Annotated in this window: 17 protein-coding genes; 13 read left to right on the forward strand and 4 right to left on the reverse strand. The window is 55.9% G+C overall.

What is annotated here, in order from left to right; genetic code table 11:
• Positions 1-8: 8 nt before the first annotated feature.
• Positions 9-437 (reverse strand): FxsA family protein, encoded by a 429-nt coding sequence (locus BOW52_RS03390; RefSeq protein WP_078482681.1) that lies wholly within the window; start codon positions 435-437, stop codon positions 9-11.
• An 87-nt stretch (positions 438-524) separates the two neighbouring features.
• Here BOW52_RS03390 and cutA point away from each other — a divergent pair, with 87 nt between their 5' ends.
• The 12 genes from cutA (at position 525) to purD (ending at position 14,600) form a co-directional block, all read left to right on the forward strand.
• A complete protein-coding gene (gene cutA / locus BOW52_RS03395) occupies positions 525-845 on the forward strand; it encodes a divalent-cation tolerance protein CutA (protein WP_078482682.1) in 321 nt (106 codons plus the stop codon).
• Positions 846-849: 4 nt separating this feature from the next.
• The gene (dsbD, locus tag BOW52_RS03400; protein ID WP_078482683.1) at positions 850-3,117 is read left to right on the forward strand and encodes a protein-disulfide reductase DsbD; all 2,268 of its coding nucleotides are present in this window, start codon (positions 850-852) and stop codon (positions 3,115-3,117) included.
• A 219-nt stretch (positions 3,118-3,336) separates the two neighbouring features.
• Positions 3,337-3,777 carry a type II 3-dehydroquinate dehydratase gene (gene aroQ, locus BOW52_RS03405; protein ID WP_078482684.1) on the forward strand — a complete coding sequence of 147 codons (441 nt, stop codon included), beginning with the start codon at positions 3,337-3,339 and terminating at the stop codon, positions 3,775-3,777.
• A gap of 30 nt (positions 3,778-3,807) precedes the next feature.
• Positions 3,808-4,272 (forward strand): acetyl-CoA carboxylase biotin carboxyl carrier protein, encoded by a 465-nt coding sequence (gene accB, locus BOW52_RS03410; protein ID WP_078482685.1) that lies wholly within the window; start codon positions 3,808-3,810, stop codon positions 4,270-4,272.
• Positions 4,273-4,302: 30 nt separating this feature from the next.
• Entirely contained in the window at positions 4,303-5,643 is a 1,341-nt protein-coding gene (accC, locus tag BOW52_RS03415; protein ID WP_078482686.1) for an acetyl-CoA carboxylase biotin carboxylase subunit, read from the forward strand.
• Between the two features lie 72 nt (positions 5,644-5,715).
• Complete coding sequence (prmA, locus tag BOW52_RS03420; RefSeq protein ID WP_078482687.1) at positions 5,716-6,597, forward strand: 50S ribosomal protein L11 methyltransferase; 882 nt, start codon at positions 5,716-5,718, stop codon at positions 6,595-6,597.
• 76 nt (positions 6,598-6,673) lie between these two features.
• Complete coding sequence (locus BOW52_RS03425) at positions 6,674-7,510, forward strand: DUF3426 domain-containing protein (protein WP_078482704.1); 837 nt, start codon at positions 6,674-6,676, stop codon at positions 7,508-7,510.
• Positions 7,511-7,602: 92 nt separating this feature from the next.
• The gene (gene dusB / locus BOW52_RS03430; RefSeq protein WP_078482705.1) at positions 7,603-8,592 is read left to right on the forward strand and encodes a tRNA dihydrouridine synthase DusB; all 990 of its coding nucleotides are present in this window, start codon (positions 7,603-7,605) and stop codon (positions 8,590-8,592) included.
• A complete protein-coding gene (fis, locus tag BOW52_RS03435; protein ID WP_078482688.1) occupies positions 8,589-8,846 on the forward strand; it encodes a DNA-binding transcriptional regulator Fis in 258 nt (85 codons plus the stop codon). The genes dusB and fis overlap by 4 nt, the downstream gene beginning before the upstream one ends.
• Positions 8,847-8,951: 105 nt before the next feature.
• Positions 8,952-10,511, forward strand: coding sequence for a bifunctional phosphoribosylaminoimidazolecarboxamide formyltransferase/IMP cyclohydrolase (gene purH, locus BOW52_RS03440; protein ID WP_078482689.1), 1,560 nt, complete (start codon positions 8,952-8,954; stop codon positions 10,509-10,511).
• A 14-nt stretch (positions 10,512-10,525) separates the two neighbouring features.
• Positions 10,526-12,445: a tetratricopeptide repeat-containing sulfotransferase family protein gene (locus BOW52_RS03445; protein WP_078482690.1), complete on the forward strand. Its 1,920-nt coding sequence runs from the start codon at positions 10,526-10,528 to the stop codon at positions 12,443-12,445.
• 865 nt (positions 12,446-13,310) lie between these two features.
• Positions 13,311-14,600, forward strand: a complete 1,290-nt coding sequence (gene purD / locus BOW52_RS03450; RefSeq protein ID WP_078482691.1) for a phosphoribosylamine--glycine ligase — start codon at positions 13,311-13,313, stop codon at positions 14,598-14,600.
• Between the two features lie 55 nt (positions 14,601-14,655).
• Here the strand turns inward: purD and BOW52_RS03455 are convergent, their stop codons facing one another.
• Positions 14,656-15,240 (reverse strand): CBS domain-containing protein, encoded by a 585-nt coding sequence (locus tag BOW52_RS03455; protein WP_078482692.1) that lies wholly within the window; start codon positions 15,238-15,240, stop codon positions 14,656-14,658.
• Positions 15,241-15,483: 243 nt separating this feature from the next.
• Here BOW52_RS03455 and BOW52_RS03460 point away from each other — a divergent pair, with 243 nt between their 5' ends.
• Entirely contained in the window at positions 15,484-17,970 is a 2,487-nt protein-coding gene (locus BOW52_RS03460) for a glycogen/starch/alpha-glucan phosphorylase (RefSeq protein ID WP_078482693.1), read from the forward strand.
• Between the two features lie 22 nt (positions 17,971-17,992).
• Here the strand turns inward: BOW52_RS03460 and rho are convergent, their stop codons facing one another.
• The gene (gene rho, locus BOW52_RS03465) at positions 17,993-19,249 is read right to left on the reverse strand and encodes a transcription termination factor Rho (RefSeq protein ID WP_078482694.1); all 1,257 of its coding nucleotides are present in this window, start codon (positions 19,247-19,249) and stop codon (positions 17,993-17,995) included.
• A gap of 221 nt (positions 19,250-19,470) precedes the next feature.
• Positions 19,471-19,797, reverse strand: coding sequence for a thioredoxin TrxA (gene trxA / locus BOW52_RS03470; protein ID WP_078482695.1), 327 nt, complete (start codon positions 19,795-19,797; stop codon positions 19,471-19,473).
• Between the last annotated feature and the right edge of the window lie 127 nt (positions 19,798-19,924).

Genomic DNA, 19,924 nt, shown 5'->3' on the forward strand with positions numbered 1-19,924 from the left:
CTGACGATTTAATCGCGCCAGAACTCGCCCTCAAGGGTGCGCGGACCATCACCGCTGCCGCCGCTCGGCGGGCGGGGACCACCGCGCTGCCTCAACATCCAACGAATCACCACCTTACGCAGCGGTGGTACCAACATCAGAAAACCCAGACCATCACTGAGAAAACCGGGAATCAGCAACAACGCACCACCCAGCAGCAGCGCCACCCCCTCCAGCATCTCAAGCTCTGGGGTATCGCCACGCGCCATCGCCTCCTGTGCGCGCTGCAGGGTCTTGAAGCCCTGGTAACGCATCAATAGCAGTCCCAGCGCAGCTGTAAAGATGACCAGAAAGACGGTGGTGAAGGGGCCAATCAGACCACCCACACCGATCATCACGTAGAGCTCCAGCAGACCGATCAGGATCAGCGCAACAAAGGGGTACAGTAGGGTATTCATCAATGTTTTCCATGCACCATTTGAGGCATTGTAACAGCCTGCAGAGCTATAATAACCCGCCGACGAGCTACGGGACCGAACAATAAAATGGATGATGCCAAACTACTGGTCTACTCCACCTGCCCCGACCGCAACTGCGCCGAACAGATTGCGCAGCAGCTGGTTGAGCTACGTCTTGCTGCCTGTGTTTCGATTGCTCCCGGCCTCACCTCCATCTACCGTTGGAAGGAATTGGTTGAGCGAGACGAGGAGCTGCTGCTTATAATCAAGACTTCAGAGAGAAGTTACTCTGCGCTCGAAACGAAGCTGAACGAACTCCATCCCTATGAACTTCCTGAGATCGTTGCCGTCCGAATCGAGAGGGGTCACCCCCAATACCTGAACTGGATCGACGAGAACCTGGATTAATACTATGCATCGTAAACTGACCCGCTGGCTCACCACCCTGCTGATCACTCTGCCACTGCTCGCCTTCGCTGAAGAGGGGGAGCTGCTCGATCCGGAGCAGGCGTTCCAGTTAAGTGTCAGCGCAGCTGATGCAGAGACCCTTATTGCTGAATGGAAGATCGCCGAGGGTTACTACCTCTATCGCAAGCGCTTCAAATTCAGCACTGAGACAGGCGGCATCACGCTAGGTGAGATCAAATTTCCAGCGGGTGATGTTGAGCCCGATCTCGACGGCAAACCGGTGGAGACCTATCGCGGCAGCGTTCGCATTGAGATTCCCGTCAGCCACTCCCAGAGCGGTCCGGTTGACCTGACCCTACTCACCACCTCACAGGGCTGTGCTGATGTTGGCGTCTGTTATACCCCGGTCAACGAGAGCAAGCTGATTACCCTACCCGCAGCCGCTGCGCCCGAAAGCAGCAACACCTCATCCCCCTTCTCCAGCCTGAAAAAGCTGGGACAAAGCTTTGGACTCGGCGGCGAGGAGAGCGAATTTCTGCCGGTCGACGAGGCGTTTGCCTTCAGCGTCGACTCACCCGGTAACAATCAGCTGCTTATCAACTGGCGCGTCACTGAGGGCTATTACCTCTACCGCGACAAACTCCACTTCTCAATCAAGGGCGCCTCCACCGCCACCCTTGGCGAGGTCCAGCTACCCGCCGGCAAGGTAAAAAATGATGAGTTCTTTGGTCGCATGGAGATCTACCAGAAGAACTTCACCGCCACCGCACCGGTTAGCTGGGAAGGCGAACCCACAGAGCAACTCACACTGGTGATCGGCTTTCAGGGCTGCGCCGAGAGCGGTCTCTGCTACCCACCTGAGGAGCGCGAGCAGTCGGTTACTATCACCGCCTCTGCAACGACCGCGTCTGCAGTGACAACCTCAGCTCCCGCCGCTGACGCACCACCACTGGCCGAGCAGGACCGTATCGCCCAAATGCTGCAGAGTGGTAGCGTCTGGTTGATCCTGCTCGCCTTCTTCGGCTTCGGCCTGCTGCTCACCTTCACCCCCTGCGTACTGCCGATGGTGCCGATCCTCTCCAGCATCATCGTCGGTCAGGGTGAGGACATCACCACCCGTCGCGCCTTCACCCTCTCGATCGCCTATGTAATCCCGATGGCCATCACCTACGCCATCGCCGGTGTCATTGCCGGGATGTTTGGTGCCAACCTGCAGGCCGCCTTTCAGGACCCGTGGATTCTCGGCAGCTTCAGCCTGATCTTTGTCGCACTCGCCTTCTCAATGTTCGGTTTCTACGACCTGCAGATGCCCAGCGCAATTCAGAACAAACTCAACGCTATCAGCCACCGACAGGAGGGCGGCACCATCATCGGCGTGGTGATCATGGGCTTCCTCTCGGCGTTGATCGTCGGCCCCTGCGTTGCCGCACCGCTGGCGGGCGCACTTATATATATAGGTCAGAGCGGTGATGCGCTGCTCGGTGGTGCCGCACTGTTTGCGATGGGACTCGGCATGGGTGTACCACTGCTCGCCATCGGCACCTCAGCCGGCAAGCTGCTGCCGCAGGCCGGCGGCTGGATGAATAACGTCAAGGCAGTATTTGGCGTAATGCTGCTAGCGATCGCGGTATGGATGCTCGAGCGCATTGTCCCCACTGCCGTCACCATGATGCTCTGGGCCGCGCTACTGATCGGCTCAGCCATCTACCTCGGCGCCACCGAGCCGCTACCCTTCGAGGCGAGCGGCATGAAAAAATTCTGGAAGGGTTCTGGCGTGGTCATGATGGTCTACGGCGTGCTGCTGATGGTCGGGGCGGCATCCGGCGGTCAGGAGGTACTGCAACCACTACGCGGCCTCTCCTTTACCAGCGGCACAGCAGGCGCTGGCGCTGTGGCCGAAGCAGAACATCGTTTCAAGCAGATCAAGGGGATCGATGAACTTAACGCCGCAATCGCCGAGGCGAGCAGCCAGAACCGTCCGATGATGCTCGACTTCTATGCCGATTGGTGTATCTCCTGCAGAGAGCTTGAACGTTTCACCTTCTCCGATCCCAAGGTCGAACAGACCCTGAAAACGGCGGTGCTGTTGCAGGCCGATGTGACCGATAACGATGCGACTGACAAGGCGTTACTCAAACATATGAGCGTGCCCGGCCTCCCCTCGATCCATTTCTTCGACCGAAATGGCGATGAGCTTCGCCCCTACCGTCTGGTCGGTGTTCTCGGTGCCGAGGCGTTCGCAGAGCATGCCAGTGCTGCCTTCAAGCCCTAGACCTACCATCGGAGCAGACCCGGCAAATTTGATGCCATCTGCTCCGATCTCCACAGAACAAGTAATCTTCTCGTAATCATATGGACAACTCCGTCCAATTTGGGCAAAATGCGCCTGACGCTGACAGCCTTGTCAGCCGTTGAACAAGTTCTAAGAAAATCGGTGCGGTTAGCAACAAAATCGCCCAATAATTAACGTCGCAAAGGCGTTGGGGGAAAAATGGCTCGTCTGCTGCTCCTGAACGGCCCAAATCTCAATCTGCTCGGTACCCGTGAACCCGATCACTACGGTGCAATGGACCTTGCAAGCATTACCGAGAGCCTGACCGAGATGGCTGGCGAAGCGGGCTATGAGCTCGATAGCTTCCAGAGCAATGCTGAACATGAACTGGTAGAGCGCGTCCATCAGGCCCGCCTGGAGGAGGTTGAGTTCATCATCATCAACCCGGCCGCCTTTACCCATACCAGTGTTGCACTGCGTGATGCGCTGCTGGGCGTCTCGATTCCCTTTATCGAGATTCACCTCTCCAACGTTTTCGCTCGCGAATCGTTTCGACATAAATCCTATTTTTCTGATGTCGCCATTGGCGTTATCAGCGGTCTCGGGGCTATGGGGTACAAGCTGGCGCTACTCGCCGCACTCGACCACCTCTCCGAGTAATCACCACCACAAACATATACAGGTCTGAACATGGACATTCGAAAAGTAAAAAAATTGATAGAATTGCTGGAAGAGTCCGGCATCGCTGAGATTGAAATTCACGAGGGTGAAGAGTCGGTACGTATCAGCCGTCACTCACAGGGCGCACCTGTCGCTATGCCCGCGATGGCAATGCCTGCAGCGGCTCCTGTAGCCGCACCAGCGGCGGCTCCAGCAGCTGCAGCTGCCGAGCCGGAAGCGAGTGGAGACGCCATCCCTGCTGGACATCAGGTCACCTCGCCGATGGTCGGCACCATGTACCGCTCATCCTCCCCAAGCGCCAAGTCGTTTGTCGAGGTGGGTGATTCAGTCGCTGCCGGCGATACGCTCTGCATCATTGAGGCGATGAAAATGTTCAACCAGATCGAGTCTGACAAGGCGGGCACCGTCAAGGCGATCCTGGTTGAAAATGGCACGCCGGTCGAGTTTGGCCAGCCGCTCTTCGTTATCGAATAATCGATTCGCCCTACCTATACGGATTCGAACATGCTGGATAAAGTAGTTATTGCCAACCGCGGGGAGATCGCCCTGCGAATCCTGCGCGCCTGCCGCGAGATGGGCATCAAGACCGTTGCCGTCCACTCCACCGCAGATCGCGACCTGAAACACGTACGCCTTGCCGACGAATCGGTCTGCATCGGCCCACCACCCTCGGCCCAGAGCTATCTCAACATCCCGGCGCTGATCAGCGCCGCCGAGGTCACCGACTCTGTCGGCATCCACCCCGGTTACGGTTTCCTCTCTGAGAATGCTGACTTTGCCGAGCGTGTTGAGCAGAGCGGCTTCACCTTCATCGGACCGCGTGCCGCGACTATTCGCGTGATGGGCGACAAGGTCTGTGCCATTCGTGAGATGAAAAAGGCCGGCGTACCCTGCGTACCCGGCTCGGATGGCCCGCTCGGTGAAGATGATGCTGAGAACATTCGTATCGCCAAGAAGATCGGCTACCCGATCATCATCAAGGCCTCCGGTGGCGGCGGTGGTCGCGGCATGCGCGTGGTCCACAGCGAAGCGGCACTGCTCAATGCCATCGCCATGACCAAGTCCGAAGCGGGATCGTTCTTCGGTAACGATGAGGTCTACATGGAGAAGTATCTGGAGCATCCACGTCACGTGGAGATTCAGGTGCTTGCCGACGAGCATGGCAACGCCATTCATCTGGGAGAGCGCGACTGCTCGATGCAGCGCCGTAATCAGAAGGTCGTCGAGGAGGCACCTGCTCCCGGTATCAGCGAGGAGCTACGCGCCGAGATCGGTGAACGTTGCGCCAAGGCGTGTATTGATATCGGCTATCGCGGTGCCGGCACCTTCGAGTTCCTTTACGAAAACGGTGAGTTCTACTTCATCGAAATGAACACCCGCGTACAGGTTGAGCATCCCGTCACCGAGATGATCACCGGCGTAGATATCGTCAAGGAGCAGCTGCTAATCGCTGCCGGCGAACCACTCTCCTATCAACAGAGCGATATCAAGGTGCGTGGCCATGCAGTCGAGTGTCGTATCAACGCTGAGGATCCAGAGACCTTCATGCCTTCACCCGGCAAGATCGCCCTCTACCACCCACCCGGTGGCCCCGGCATCCGTGTCGACTCACACATATACACCGGATACACCGTACCTCCGCACTACGATTCGATGATCGGTAAGCTGATCTCTTACGGAGACTCACGTGAGATCGCCTTCAACCGGATGCAGAACGCTCTGGCGGAGCTGGTGATCGACGGCATCAAGCACAATGGTCCGCTGCACCAGGAGATCCTCTCCGATGCAGCCTTCCAGGCGGGTGGTACCGACATCCACTACCTGGAGAAGAAGCTGGGGCTCTGATCACCACCCCCTGCTCGTTAGCTTAAAGGCCGCCACACTGTGGCGGCCTTTTCATTTTGAGCGATAGAGAATATGGACTGGATTCAAATCACCTTCGAGAGCAGTGCTAAAGATGCAGAGCGACTCTCCGAGACACTCAGTGAACTCGATGCCGCATCGGTCTCCTTGAAGGATAGTGGCGATCAACCGATCTTCGAACCGGAGCTCGGCACCGAACCGCTCTGGGGCGACACACAGGTCGTGGCACTCTTTCCCGGGTCGATCGACCTGGATGCCCTGATGAAAGAGCTGAGCCATCGCATCAGACCGATCAAGCTACCGCCGTGGAAACAGGAGCCACTTGAGGAGCGTGACTGGACCCGCGAGTGGATGACCGACTTCAAACCAATTCAGTTTGGTGAGCGCATCTGGGTGGTGCCGAGTTGGCACGAACCACCCGAGCCCGAAGCGATAAACATCATGCTCGATCCCGGACTCGCCTTCGGCAGCGGCACCCATCCAACCACAGCACTCTGCCTGGAGTGGCTCGACGGGCTCGATCTCCACGATAAACAGGTTATCGACTACGGCTGTGGCTCCGGCATCCTTGCCATCGCTGCGGCCAAGCTGGGCGCCAGGGCAGCACTGGGAATCGACATCGACCCGCAGGCACTTACCGCGACTCGCGACAACGCCGAACAAAATGGTGTTGCAGAAAAGATCAACGTCGCACTACCCGAGAATGCCCCCGAATTTGAAACCGAGGTCGTGGTGGCCAACATTCTGGCCGGGCCTCTGGTCGAGCTGGCACCCCAGCTCTCGGCACTGCTGCCAGCCGGTGGTCAGATTGGTCTCTCTGGCATCCTTGAGGAGCAGGCCAAGATGGTACGTGATGCCTACCTGCCCTTCTTCGCAATGGCAGAGCCTGTGGTTCGAGACGACTGGGTTCGCCTCAGTGGTGTACGACTCGATTGATTGTCCATCGGCTTAAATATCGGCTAGAGTTGACCGATAACAATAACCGCTAAAACGGAATACAGACGCGACGCCCATGTATACACAGTGCCCCGAATGCCAAACCATCTTTGAAGTAAGTGATGCCGACCTCGCGGTCGCCTCTGGAAAGGTACGCTGTGGTAGCTGCAATCAGGTCTTCAAGGCGGACGAACATCTGATGGAGCAGTTACCCGAGCCGACACCTGTCGCGATCGAAGAGGATATCGTCGACCTCTCCACGCCAACAGCGGCCATAGATGAACCCGAAATCTTAGAGATCCCTGACACCCCTGCTGAGGCTGCACCCCAACCTGCAGCCGAAGATTTTGCCAAGGTGCTGGCCGAAACTGAGCTGGAGAAGGAACAACAAGAGGCGGCAGCCGCGCAAAAGTCAGCCACCAAGGTAAAACACAGTGGCGGCCTGCTCTCCACACTAGCCTGGAGCTTCGCCTCACTCTTGCTGATTAGCGCCCTGCTTCTACAGGGGCTCTACGTGCTACGCGTCGAGCTCTCTCAAATCGCCTTTCTGGCCGAACCGATCGAGATGCTCTGCGACACACTCGATTGTGAGATTCCGGAGCGTCGCGATCTGCAGCGCATTGAGGTCGTCGAGCGCGATGTACGCAGCCACCCTGACAATGCCAAGGCACTACTGATTTCAGCCAAACTGGTCAGCACCGCCGAGTTCACCCAACCCTACCCGACACTGCGCCTCTCACTTGCCAACATCAACGGCCAGACCACCGCAGCACGCGATTTTCAGCCTTGGGAGTATATTGCAGATGAGACTGACCTCGATGAGGGGATGGCCGCCAACACCCCCACCACGGTCCGACTCGAAGTGATCGATCCCGGCAGCGATGCCGCCTCATTCCAGATCGAGTTGCTCTAACCCGCCACACTCTCTTTCAGCCACCCCACTTTGGGGTTATGATACTGCGTTCGCTCCACCGCCCGAACGGGCGTCAAGACACGAAGATGGCGATGCAGATCGGACCCTACAAACTACGCAATAGACTTATTCTGGCACCAATGGCTGGCATCACTGACCAGCCTTTCCGTCAGCTCTGCCGTGAGCTGGGCGCGGGTATGGCCGTCTCCGAAATGGTCTCCTCCAACTCGCTGCTCTGGGGCAGCAAGAAGACCCAGCGCCGCGCCAACCACGATGGCGAATCAGAGCCGCGCTCGGTACAGATCATGGGCGCCGACCCAAAGATGATGGCCGATGCGGCACGCTATAACGCCGACAACGGCGCACAGATTATCGATATCAATATGGGTTGCCCAGCAAAAAAGGTCTGCAACGTCCAGGCGGGCTCCGCCCTGCTCAGAGATGAGCTACTGGTCGGCAAGATTCTGGAGAGCGTGGTCAACGCCGTTCCTAATCTTCCCGTCACGCTCAAGATTCGCACCGGCTGGGATCGCGATAGCCGTAACGGCGTATCAATCGCCAGGATCGCCGAGAGCGCAGGCATCCAGGCACTGGCGGTCCACGGCCGCACCCGCGCCGATGCCTATCGTGGTGATGCCGAGTACGAGACAATCGCCGCCATCAAATCAGAGATCGCTATACCGGTCACAGCAAACGGCGACATCACCACCCCTGAGAAGGCCAAGTTTGTGCTGGAACAGACCGGTGCCGATGCGGTGATGATCGGTCGTGCCGCTCAGGGGCGCCCCTGGATCTTCCGCGAGATTGAGCACTATCTGACGACCGGCGAAAAACTACCCGATCCGGCTGTCGACGAGATTCGCGACATTCTGCTGGGTCATCTCGAAAACCTCTACCACTTCTATGGTGAGTACACCGGTGTACGTATGGCGCGCAAACATATCGCCTGGTACAGCAAGGGGCAGCGCAACGGCGCACAGTTCCGCAACGAGATGAATCACACTGAGACGATCGATGAGCAGCTACGGATCACTCGGGAATTTTTTCAACAACTCAGTGACGAGCAGGGAATTGCCGCATGAGCAGTGTAAAACAGAAAAAGAGCGCCAAACCTCTGCGTGAGAGCGTTCGATCGGCACTCGAACTCTATTTTATGGACCTCAACGGCCATCAGCCTGAGGACCTCTATCGCATGGTAATGGGCGAGGTAGAACATCCACTGCTCGAGACCGTGATGATCTATGCGCAGGGCAATCAGACCCGCGCCGCCGAGATCCTCGGCATCAATCGCAGCACCCTGAGAAAGAAGCTCAAAGAGCACAACCTGGACAGATAAACCATTTCACGGCTGGAGCATAGCGCCTACCGTAGCGAGCCTCTCCGGGCCGAATGAGCCCCGCGCTTGCGGCAACATCTTTACATAAATTTAGAAGGATCCATCATGAGCAAGATTCAACGCGCCCTGATTAGCGTCTCCGACAAGAGCGGAATCGTCGACTTCGCCAAAGAGCTGAGCGGCCTCGGCGTGGAGATCCTCTCCACCGGTGGCACCGCCAAACTGCTGGCAGACAGCGGCATCGCCGTTATCGAGGTCTCTGACTACACCGGTTTCCCCGAGATGATGGATGGACGCGTCAAGACCCTGCACCCGAAGATCCACGGTGGCATCCTCGGCCGTCGCGGCACCGATGATGCAGTGATGGGTGAGCACAACATTGGCGGTATCGACATGGTGGTGGTCAACCTCTACCCCTTCGAACAGACCGTCGCCAAACCCGACTGTACGCTTGAGGATGCGATTGAGAACATCGACATCGGCGGCCCAACCATGATTCGTGCAGCGGCGAAGAACCATAAGGATGTCACCATCATCGTCGATGCTGACGATTATGATCGTGTCCTAAACGAGATGAAGAACAACAGCGGAGAGACCAGCTACAACACCCGCTTCGACCTGGCCGTGAAGACCTACGAGCACACCGCGCGCTACGACGGCATGATCGCCAACCACCTCGGAAAGCTGGTTTCAGGCGAAGAAAAAACCGATTTCCCACGCACCTTCAACCTGCAGGTGAAACAGGTACAGACGATGCGTTACGGCGAGAACCCGCACCAGAAGGCCGCGTTCTTCGTCGAGCCGAATGCACCGGAGGGCTCAATCGCCACTGCTCGCCAGCTACAGGGTAAGGAGCTCTCTTACAACAATATCGGTGATACCGATGCGGCACTTGAGTGCGTAAAACAGTTCAATGAGGGCCCCGCATGCGTCATCGTCAAGCACGCCAACCCTTGTGGCGTCGCCATCGGCGATGACCTGCTCACCGCCTACGACCGCGCCTATAGCACCGACCCCGAGTCTGCCTTTGGCGGAATCATCGCCTTCAACGGCGAGCTTGATGACCATACCGCCAAGACCATCATCGACCGTCAGTTTGTCGAGGTAATCATCGCCCCCTCTGTTTCAACCGAGGCTCTGGAAGTACTGGCCGAAAAGAAAAATGTGCGTGTGTTGGAGTGTGGTAGCTGGGACGACTCACTCGAAACCCTCGACTTCAAACGTGTCAACGGCGGCCTGCTGGTACAGTCAAACGACCTTCTGCTGACCAATGAGATCAAAGTCGTCTCTAAACGTCAGCCCACCGAGCAGGAGATGGCCGACCTAATGTTCAGCTGGCGCGTCGCCAAGTTCGTCAAATCCAACGCCATCGTCTACGGCAATGAGAATATGACCATTGGAGTGGGCGCCGGCCAGATGAGCCGCATCAACTCGGCACGTATCGCCGGCATCAAGGCGGAGCATGCGGGACTAAGCGTTCCCGGTTCAGTCATGGCCTCCGATGCCTTCTTCCCCTTCCGTGACGGCATCGATAGCGCCGCCGAGGCAGGCATAGCAGCCGTAATCCAGCCCGGCGGCTCAATGCGCGACGAAGAGGTCATCGCCGCCGCCGATGAGCACGGCATGGCGATGGTCTTCACCGGCATGCGCCACTTCCGACACTAATCCGAACAGAGCTAATGGAATCGACGGCCAGCGCACACGAGCGCGCCACTGCACTACTGAGTGCAGGGCTGCTCGATGATGCGGAATCGCTCTGGTTAAAGATTCTGCATGAGTATCCCAATGCTACCGATGCTCAGCATGGTCTCGGCACCATAGCACTTCAGCGTGGCGATCTGGAGCGCGCGATAGAACTACTTGAAAGCGCCACCTCAGCTCCACAGGAGAACGCCCAACACCTTAAAGACCTTGGCAACGCTTATGCATCTGCAGGAAAAGGAGAGGCGGCTGAAAACGCGTTCAGAACTGCCATCAACGTCGACCCAGACTTTTTCGCCGCGCATGCCAATCTTGGTAATTCACTTCTTGCTCGAGGTGAACCTGAACAGGCGATAACCTGCTATCAGACTGCCATCAGCCTACGTCCAGAAATCCCGCAGCTCCACGACAATCTTGGCACCGCACTACGCTCCAAAGGTGACCTGAGAGCCGCTGCGGAGGCGTATCAGAAAGCACTCGATATTGCGCCCACTCTGCTCACTGCCCGAATCAACCTGGGTAACGTACTGATCGATCAAAAGCAATATCAGCGCGCTATCACACTATTTAGTGATATCTCCGAACAGCACCCAAACATCCCGGACGCCTTCGTTGGCCTTGGCATCGCACAGATGTGGCTCGACCAGTTTGAAGCTGCACTTACCGCCTTCAACCATGCAGTTAAACTCAACCCCAGACTAATCGACATCCATTTCAAACTGGGACAGATCTACAACGCTCTACATCGACTTCCCGAGGCCAAAAAGGCACTCATACGCGCCATAGAACTCAACGCCTCACATCTTGGCGCACAACGCCTGATGGCCACCCTGCTGCGACGAGAGGGCAATATCGAACAGGCTTTATCGCTACTCAATCAAATTGATATCAGAAACAATCTGGGTGAAGAAGCCGGCTCAATACACTTTGAGCTTGGCATGCTTTACGACCGAGCTCAGGAGAGCGCAAAGGCATTCCACCACTTCTCTGCTGGCAATAACATTCGTAGCGCAGAAATTAACGATGGTAGCGTACAAAAAGAGCGCTATCTGAATCAGCTTAAACAGCTACACCAGCAGTTCTCACCGGAGTGGTTCGGACAGTGGCATCAGACATCGATTACCGACCAACTGCCCTGTCCGGTTTTCATCGTCGGCTTTCCACGCTCAGGCACCACTCTTCTGGACCAGATCCTCAACAGCCATCCTAATCTCAGAGTAATGGAGGAGCAACCGGTCATCGCATCACTGATGGGGTTGGTCAATGAGCAGGGAGGAGGATATCCAGGGGGATTGGCTTCAATCAGCGATGAGTTGCTGGAGACGCTGCGTCGTGACTATTTCAACCTCGCCTCAGAGAGGGTCAAACTCAAGCCTGGAGAGCAACTGGTCGACAAATTACCACTCAACACGATCCGTATCGGCGCAATTCATCGGCTCTTTCCAGACGCCAAGATCATCCTCTCTCTTCGTCACCCTTACGACGTATGCCTTAGCAACTTCATGCAGGACTATCATCTCAATGATGCGATGGCCAACTTCCAGACCATTGAAGATTGCGCCAAACTCTACTCCACCGTCATGTCACTGTGGCAGCAGTATGAAACAACTCTTCCGCTCAATGTTCACAAGCTACCCTATGAATCACTCGTGGATAACCTGGAAACAAGTAGCCGCGAAGTGATCGACTTCCTCGGTCTGGAGTGGGACCCAACTCTACTCGACTACGCCAGTCACGCCAGAGATCGCGGCTTTATCAAAACCCCCAGTTACCTGCAGGTCAGCGAACCGATCTATCAGCGCGCCAAATATCGTTGGCGACGCTACATCAATGAGCTTGAACCCGTGATTGAACAACTAGCCCCCTACGCCTCTCATTTTGGCTACCCAACCGAATGATAAAAATTTATCGGGACCATTAACTCGCCAACATCATCGAATTAGCCTTAGCCGTATACATACAAAGATGTGCATTCAAATCAACTTCGACAAGCTTGGAGCCGACAATCGGACATAACCGATTCTCTCCGCCCTTGAGCGCATCTACTCCATTCAAAATATGGTGAAGCTGTTCGGAATACCCTCGACCGCAAACGCATTGCACGTGGCGATCAACCACTAAATACCGATCCCGTGCTGGAGCAATCCAGCTCTGTTCAGCTCAAGCCACTCCATTAGTTAGAAGCGCGCCCAGGCATCACCGTCACATCAGCATCCCACAAAGGCAGAGCACTACAATATATTCACTCCACCTCTCATCGACAGCGCAGACACCAGTCATGCTATTGAGCCCTATTCCAACACTGCGCTCAAATAACCACCACCATGTAGCCCCCTTCAAGATTCATCTACACCAGCAGAGGCACTATTGATTTGTGTATCTCAGCCGCTGATTACTCAAGAAAAAAAAAGGCAAAAAAAAGGGGCCCCGGAGGAGGCCCCTATAACTCACCACAATGCTAAATTTCACTAGTCACTCTCTAGACCGGGATCCTGCGAGCAAGGCCCTTACACCTCACTCCAGATCACCCAGTGACTAATCCCTATATAGCAATCAGCGCGCCAATCTGTATCTTATTGATTTAATAGGGTATTGACATGTTGCGCCATGCAGCGATGTCATGTCATGACATGACATTTCACGCTACTTGTCATGAGTTTGTCCGACTGCCAAGCGACAGCCGTGTCACACCAAGACAGCGCCGAACGTAAGCAGTAAGATACGGCCCCTAATCTATTTCTGAAGCTGAAGGTGGGAGTCGAGATGAAGGTTCTGGTTATCGGTAGCGGCGGTCGCGAGCATGCACTAGCCTGGAAGGCAGCGCAGTCATCTGAGGTTGAGAAGGTATTTGTCGCCCCAGGCAACGCCGGCACCACGCGAGAAGCGAAGCTGGAGAATGTCGATATCGGCGTCGAGGATATCGAGGCACTGATCGCTTTTGCCAAAGAGCAGGTGATCGACCTTACCATCGTCGGTCCTGAAGCACCGCTGGTCATCGGCGTGGTTGACGCCTTTGAAGCTGAGGGACTTCGCTGCTTCGGGCCCAGCAAGGGCGCAGCACAGCTCGAAGGCTCCAAGGTCTTCACCAAGGACTTCCTCGCCCGCCACCAGATCCCAACTGCCGACTATCAAAACTTCACTGAGGTTGAACCCGCCCTCGCCTACCTCGATCAGGTGGGTGCACCGATTGTGATCAAGGCCGACGGCCTCGCCGCTGGCAAGGGCGTCATCGTCGCCATGACCCTCGAGAAGGCCGTGGCAGCGGTAAAGGATATGCTTGCTGGCAACGCCTTCGGCGAAGCGGGCCACCGCGTCGTCATCGAGGAGTATCTGGAGGGTGAGGAGGCGAGCTTCATCGTCATGGTCGATGGTAAAAACATTTTGCCGATGGCGACCAGCCAGGACCACAAGCGTGTGGGCGAGGGCGATAGCGGTCCCAACACCGGCGGCATGGGCGCCTACTCCCCCGCTCCGGTGGTTACCGCTGAGATCCACAACCGCATCATGGCCGAGGTGATTGAGCCTACCGTCGAGGGCATGGCCGACGAAGGCAATCCCTACACTGGTTTCCTCTATGCGGGACTGATGATTTCCGCTGACGGCACTCCGAAGGTAATCGAGTACAACTGCCGCTTCGGTGACCCAGAGACTCAACCGATTATGATGCGTCTGAAGTCGGATCTAGTCGCACTCTGCAATACCACCCTTGACCGCAAGCTCGACAGCGCCTCAACCGAGTGGGATGAGCGCGCCTCAATGGGTGTGGTACTCGCCGCAGGCGGCTATCCCGGCAGTTACGGCAAGGGAGATGAGATCAACGGCCTTGATGGTGCTGATTCAGAGAATGCCAAGATCTTCCATGCTGGCACAGCAAACAAGGATGGTAGTGTCGTCACCGCCGGTGGACGCGTGCTCTGCGCCACGGCATTGGGCAATAGCGTCAGCGAAGCACAGGCCAACGCCTACGCACTGGCCGACAAGATCTCCTGGAATGGTATGTTCATGCGACGCGATATCGGTTATCGCGCCATAGAACGTGAAAAGGGAGCCTAAGCTCCCCTTTTCAATGCCGCGTCTTGCCGAGCGGCAAGGCGCCCATGCATCTCTTCTAACGCCCCACCACCTCGGCAAAAGTCTTGGCGATCTCGATCGTATCGATTGATTCGCCCAGCTGCATACCGATCTGCTTGGCAGAGAAGATGCCGCGAATCACCTGATTGCCATCCGCATCTGTATCAACCACCAAGGCATGCTGACGACCCACCGTTTTCATGGTTGCCACCACATCGCCGACATGAGCGCGCTCAACATCAGCAATGCTCAACACCTCCAGCTTCTCCTGCGGCGTCATGATGTCACGAATAAAGATGTCCTCACGCTTGCCACCCACCTCCTGTAGATATTTCAATGGACGGTCACCAGAGAGGTCGGTACTGGTAATGATGCCGAGAATATTATTCTGCTGATCGGCAACCATCAGTAGCCGCACGCCACTGGCGACCATGCGTTGATGAGCCGCATCGAGCCCAGCACAGGGTCCCATTGTCATACCGGCCACCTTAGTCAGGTCGGTCATAACATCGGTTGCGGGGCTGGTCAGCTTAACGCGATCTGGCAGACGCTGCGGCGGACGACGATAGGTCACTCCGCTCTCAAGATAGGCGTATGACATAGGGTTATAGTTTTCTGACATCAGGGTACCTCCAATTCTGCTTCACCACTCTACGTAGCCCTAGTAATAATCATTCCACCCACCGATGTAAACCATTCTGGTATCAATATATTTTTAAACCACATTGTTTTTATGAATAAACCTTTTTTCTAATAGAGCTTTATTTGATATCTGTAACACGCACATCCGCAACCACGTGCTAAGTTTAAGGCTTATCTACCCTGTTCCCAGGGCTAACCAGCGGATTAGAAAGGTCACTGAGCAATGGATGAGAAATCAGAGCGCGGCGAGATCAACTTCGATCATCTCGACATCGACACCGAATCGATCAAACGCTCGCTGGCCAACCGACTCACCTACACCGTCGGCAAGGATCAGTTCACCGCCACCGAGCGTGACTGGTTCCACACCACCGCCTATACGGTACGAGATCGTCTTATCGAACGCTGGATGGAGACGATGCGTAGCTACTACGAGAAGGATGCCAAGCGCATCTACTACCTCTCTCTCGAGTTTCTGATCGGCCGCACCCTGACAAACAGCCTGCTCAATCTCGACTTTCACGAGCCGTGTCGTGAGGCGTTACAGGAGATGGGGTATGAGCTGGAACGCATTCGTGAAATTGAGGATGACGCCGCACTCGGCAATGGCGGTCTCGGCCGTCTCGCCGCCTGTTTCCTCGACTCGATGGCCACCCTCTGCCTGCCCGGCTACGGCTATGGCATCCGCTACGAATACGGCATGTTCAAACAGCAGATCCGCAACGGCTGGCAGGTCGAACATCCGGAGAACTGGCTGCGCTATGGCAATCCCTGGGAGTATGCCCGTCCTGAGGTGTTATTTAACGTCAAGTTCAAGGGGCGCGTGGTGCAGTACAAGGACGAAGAGGGTCGAAATCATCACCACTGGATCGACACCGAGGAGGTGATGGCGATGGCCTACGACACCCCGATCCCCGGCTACAAAAATGACAGCGTCAACAACATGCGCCTCTGGTCGGCAAAAGGTAGTCGCGATTTCGATCTCAACTACTTCAATCAGGGCGACTACATCATGGCGGTAGAGGAGAAGAATATCTCGGAGAACCTCTCCCGCGTGCTCTACCCCAACGACACCACAGTGATGGGGCGTGAACTGCGCCTGCAGCAAGAGTACTTCTTTGTCAGCGCCTCACTGCAGGACATTCTGTTCCGCTTCCAGAAACATCATGACAACATCACCGAGCTGCCCGACAAGGTTGCCGTCCAGCTCAACGACACCCACCCGGCGATTGCCGTTCCCGAGATGATGCACCTGCTGGTCGACCACCATCAACTGGAGTGGAAGGAGGCGTGGTCGATCACCACCCGCACCTTCTCCTACACCAACCACACCCTGCTGCCTGAGGCGCTTGAGACCTGGCCGGTAGCACTGTTCGGCCGCATGTTACCGCGTCATCTACAGATCATTCAGGAGATTAACCGCCGTTTTCTCAACGATGTGATGCACACTCATCCCGGCGATGCTGGCCTGTTGAGCCGCATGTCGATCTTTAGTGAGGATGGAGAGCAGCACATCCGCATGGCCCATCTGGCGATAGTCGGCAGCCACCACGTCAACGGCGTGGCCGCACTGCACACCGAACTGATGAAGGAGACGATCTTCGCCGACTTCCACAGCTTCTACCCCGAGAAGATCATCAACATCACCAACGGCATTACTCCACGTCGCTGGCTCAACCAGGCCAATCCACAGTTATCTCAATTGATCACCGAAATGATCGGCACAAAGTGGACCACGCACCTTGATGAGCTGAAAAAACTTGAGCCCTTTGCGGAAGATGCTGAGTTCCGCAGACGCTTTCACGCCGTTAAACAGGCCAATAAAAAGCGACTGGTAGAACTGATCAAACAGCATCTCGAAATCGAGGTGCGCACCGATTCACTATTCGACGTACAGATCAAACGCATCCACGAATACAAACGCCAACTACTCAACCTGCTACATGTGGTCACCCTCTACAACCGTATCCGTAGCGGCCAGGGTGACGAGATCGTCCCGCGCACCATTATCATGAGTGGCAAGGCGGCTCCCGGCTATGCCACAGCAAAACTAATCATCAAACTAGCAAACGATATTGCCGACATCATCAACCACGACCCGGCAGTCGGTGACCTGCTCAGGGTTGTTTTTGTACCCAACTACGACGTATCGACCGCCCTCGACATCATCCCGGCGGCCGAGCTTTCAGAACAGATATCCACCGCTGGCATGGAGGCCTCAGGCACCGGCAACATGAAACTCGCGCTCAACGGCGCACTGACTATCGGCACCCTTGATGGCGCCAATGTCGAGATTCGTGATGAAGTGGGGGAGGAGAACATTTTCATCTTTGGCCACACCACCGACTCGGTGAAGCAGCTTCGCCAGCAGGGTTACAACCCGCAGCAACCGATCGAGGCCTCAAAGGAGTTACAGCAGGTGTTAGAGATGATCGATTCAGGTTTCTTCTCACCCGACGATCCGACGCGCTATAAACCACTGCTCGAGACACTAAGAAGAGAGGACCACTATCTGGTACTCGACGACTACGCCGACTACATCGCATGCCAGCAGCGCGTAGAGGCGCTCTATCGCGACTCCGAGGCGTGGGATCGTAGTGCGATTCTCAATGTTGCCAACATGGGCCACTTCTCGAGCGATCGCTCGATTCGTGATTATGCAGAGAAGATCTGGGGAGTGAAGCCGGTCTGCAGGCAATCCTGCGACTGACCGGTATTTGAGTTAAAGCGATTTATCGCTTCATCGAGTCAAAGAACTCATTGTTCGACTTGGATGTCTTGAGACGATCAAGCAGGAACTCCATCGCCGCCAGCTCATCCATCTCGTGCACAACCTTGCGCAGGATCCAGATTTTCTGCAACTCATCGGCCTTGGTCAGCAGCTCCTCACGACGGGTGCCCGAACGGTTGATGTTGATTGCCGGGTAGACGCGCTTCTCAGCGATACGGCGGTCGAGATGGACCTCCATATTACCGGTGCCCTTGAACTCCTCGTAGATCACATCATCCATACGCGAACCGGTCTCAACCAGTGCGGTAGCGATAATGGTGAGCGAACCACCCTCCTCGACATTACGTGCCGCGCCGAAGAAACGCTTCGGACGATGCAACGCATTGGCATCGACACCACCGGTGAGCACCTTGCCCGATGAGGGGATCACGGTGTTGTAGGCGCGTGCCAGACGGGTGATTGAGTCGAGCAGAATCACCACATCTTTCTTGTGCTCCACCAGACGCTTCGCCTTCTCGATCACCATCTCGGCAACCTGCACATGTCGGCTGGCTGGCTCATCGAAGGTTGAGGAGACCACCTCACCCTTAACCGAACGAGCCATCTCGGTAACCTCCTCCGGACGCTCATCGATCAGCAGTACGATCAGATAACACTCTGGATGGTTCTCAGCGATCGAGTGGGCGATGTCATGCAGCATCATCGTCTTACCCGCCTTAGGCGGCGAGACCACCAGACCACGTTGGCCCTTGCCAATTGGCGAGGCGAGATCGATAACACGCGGGGTAATATCTTCCGTACTACCGTTACCCAGCTCGAGCGTCAGACGTTCGTTGGGGTGCAGTGGCGTGAGATTCTCGAACAACACCTTGTTCTTCGCGTTCTCCGGCTTCTCGAAGTTAATCTTGTCGACCTTGAGCAGTGCGAAGTAGCGCTCACCCTCTTTAGGGGGGCGAATCTTGCCAGAGACGGTATCACCGGTACGCAGACCAAAACGACGAATCTGACTCGGTGAGACGTAGATATCGTCGGGACCGGCCAGATAGGAACTATCGGCACCACGCAGGAAGCCGAAGCCATCCTGCAAAATCTCCAGCACACCATCTCCGTAGATATCCTCACCACTCTTGGCGTGCGCCTTGAGGATGGCGAAGATGACATCCTGTTTGCGTGAGCGCGCCATATTGTCGATCTTCATCGACTGCGCCAGCTCAAGGACTTCGGATGCGGTTTTTTTCTTAAGGTCGGTTAGGTTCATAGCTTCATGCTTCGGTAGTGTGGAGATAAAGGAATTGGGAATTCGCTCAGGCCAGGACAGACCCGTACGGATGATCGGTTATGGGTATATAAATTAGTTTCGAATCGGGAATCGTTGTGTCGCGTCTTCAACTGGGAACGTTGTGCACGACTTGATGGTTGCTAACGCTAACACGGAAGCAACGGGAGGTCCAGCCTACTGACCAGACCTCCCGACCACTGCTACAGGTTGCTATCGATAAAGGCGGAGAGCTGAGATTTGGAGAGCGCGCCAACCTTAGTCGCTTCGACGTTTCCACCCTTGAACAGCATCAGGGTCGGAATGCCGCGAATACCAAACTTAGGTGGGGTGTTGGTGTTCTCGTCGATATTGAGCTTGGTCACCTTGACCTTACCGGCATATTCAGAGGCAATCTCATCGAGGATCGGGGCAATCATCTTGCAGGGACCGCACCACTCTGCCCAATAATCAACCAGCACAGGGATATCGGCCTTCAATACTTCTTCTTCAAAGCTGTCATCGGTCACGTAGACGATTTGGTCACTCACTCTTTCTGCCTCCAGATTAATTCGGGTGATTTCACTAAGCCGCACGACGCATCACAGTGGTGAGACGGGAATCGAGGCGGCCTTCAAAATTCGGGGTAATCAGTTCAGTATCTTTTCGATTATTCTC

Source organism: Solemya pervernicosa gill symbiont, from assembly GCF_002020875.1.
Lineage (GTDB): Bacteria > Pseudomonadota > Gammaproteobacteria.

Bases quoted from the DNA above. Each gene is read 5' to 3' on its own strand.
- fis (WP_078482688.1), top strand. From the start codon at position 8,589: ATGAGCAGTGTAAAACAGAAAAAGAGCGCCAAACCTCTGCGTGAGAGC.
- rho (WP_078482694.1), bottom strand. From the start codon at position 19,249: ATGAACCTAACCGACCTTAAGAAAAAAACCGCATCCGAAGTCCTTGAG.
- accB (WP_078482685.1), top strand. From the start codon at position 3,808: ATGGACATTCGAAAAGTAAAAAAATTGATAGAATTGCTGGAAGAGTCC.
- purH (WP_078482689.1), top strand. From the start codon at position 8,952: ATGAGCAAGATTCAACGCGCCCTGATTAGCGTCTCCGACAAGAGCGGA.
- BOW52_RS03390 (WP_078482681.1), bottom strand. From the start codon at position 437: ATGAATACCCTACTGTACCCCTTTGTTGCGCTGATCCTGATCGGTCTG.
- dusB (WP_078482705.1), top strand. From the start codon at position 7,603: ATGCAGATCGGACCCTACAAACTACGCAATAGACTTATTCTGGCACCA.
- BOW52_RS03455 (WP_078482692.1), bottom strand. From the start codon at position 15,240: ATGTCAGAAAACTATAACCCTATGTCATACGCCTATCTTGAGAGCGGA.
- accC (WP_078482686.1), top strand. From the start codon at position 4,303: ATGCTGGATAAAGTAGTTATTGCCAACCGCGGGGAGATCGCCCTGCGA.
- aroQ (WP_078482684.1), top strand. From the start codon at position 3,337: ATGGCTCGTCTGCTGCTCCTGAACGGCCCAAATCTCAATCTGCTCGGT.
- dsbD (WP_078482683.1), top strand. From the start codon at position 850: ATGCATCGTAAACTGACCCGCTGGCTCACCACCCTGCTGATCACTCTG.
- prmA (WP_078482687.1), top strand. From the start codon at position 5,716: ATGGACTGGATTCAAATCACCTTCGAGAGCAGTGCTAAAGATGCAGAG.
- purD (WP_078482691.1), top strand. From the start codon at position 13,311: ATGAAGGTTCTGGTTATCGGTAGCGGCGGTCGCGAGCATGCACTAGCC.
- cutA (WP_078482682.1), top strand. From the start codon at position 525: ATGGATGATGCCAAACTACTGGTCTACTCCACCTGCCCCGACCGCAAC.
- BOW52_RS03425 (WP_078482704.1), top strand. From the start codon at position 6,674: ATGTATACACAGTGCCCCGAATGCCAAACCATCTTTGAAGTAAGTGAT.
- BOW52_RS03460 (WP_078482693.1), top strand. From the start codon at position 15,484: ATGGATGAGAAATCAGAGCGCGGCGAGATCAACTTCGATCATCTCGAC.
- BOW52_RS03445 (WP_078482690.1), top strand. From the start codon at position 10,526: ATGGAATCGACGGCCAGCGCACACGAGCGCGCCACTGCACTACTGAGT.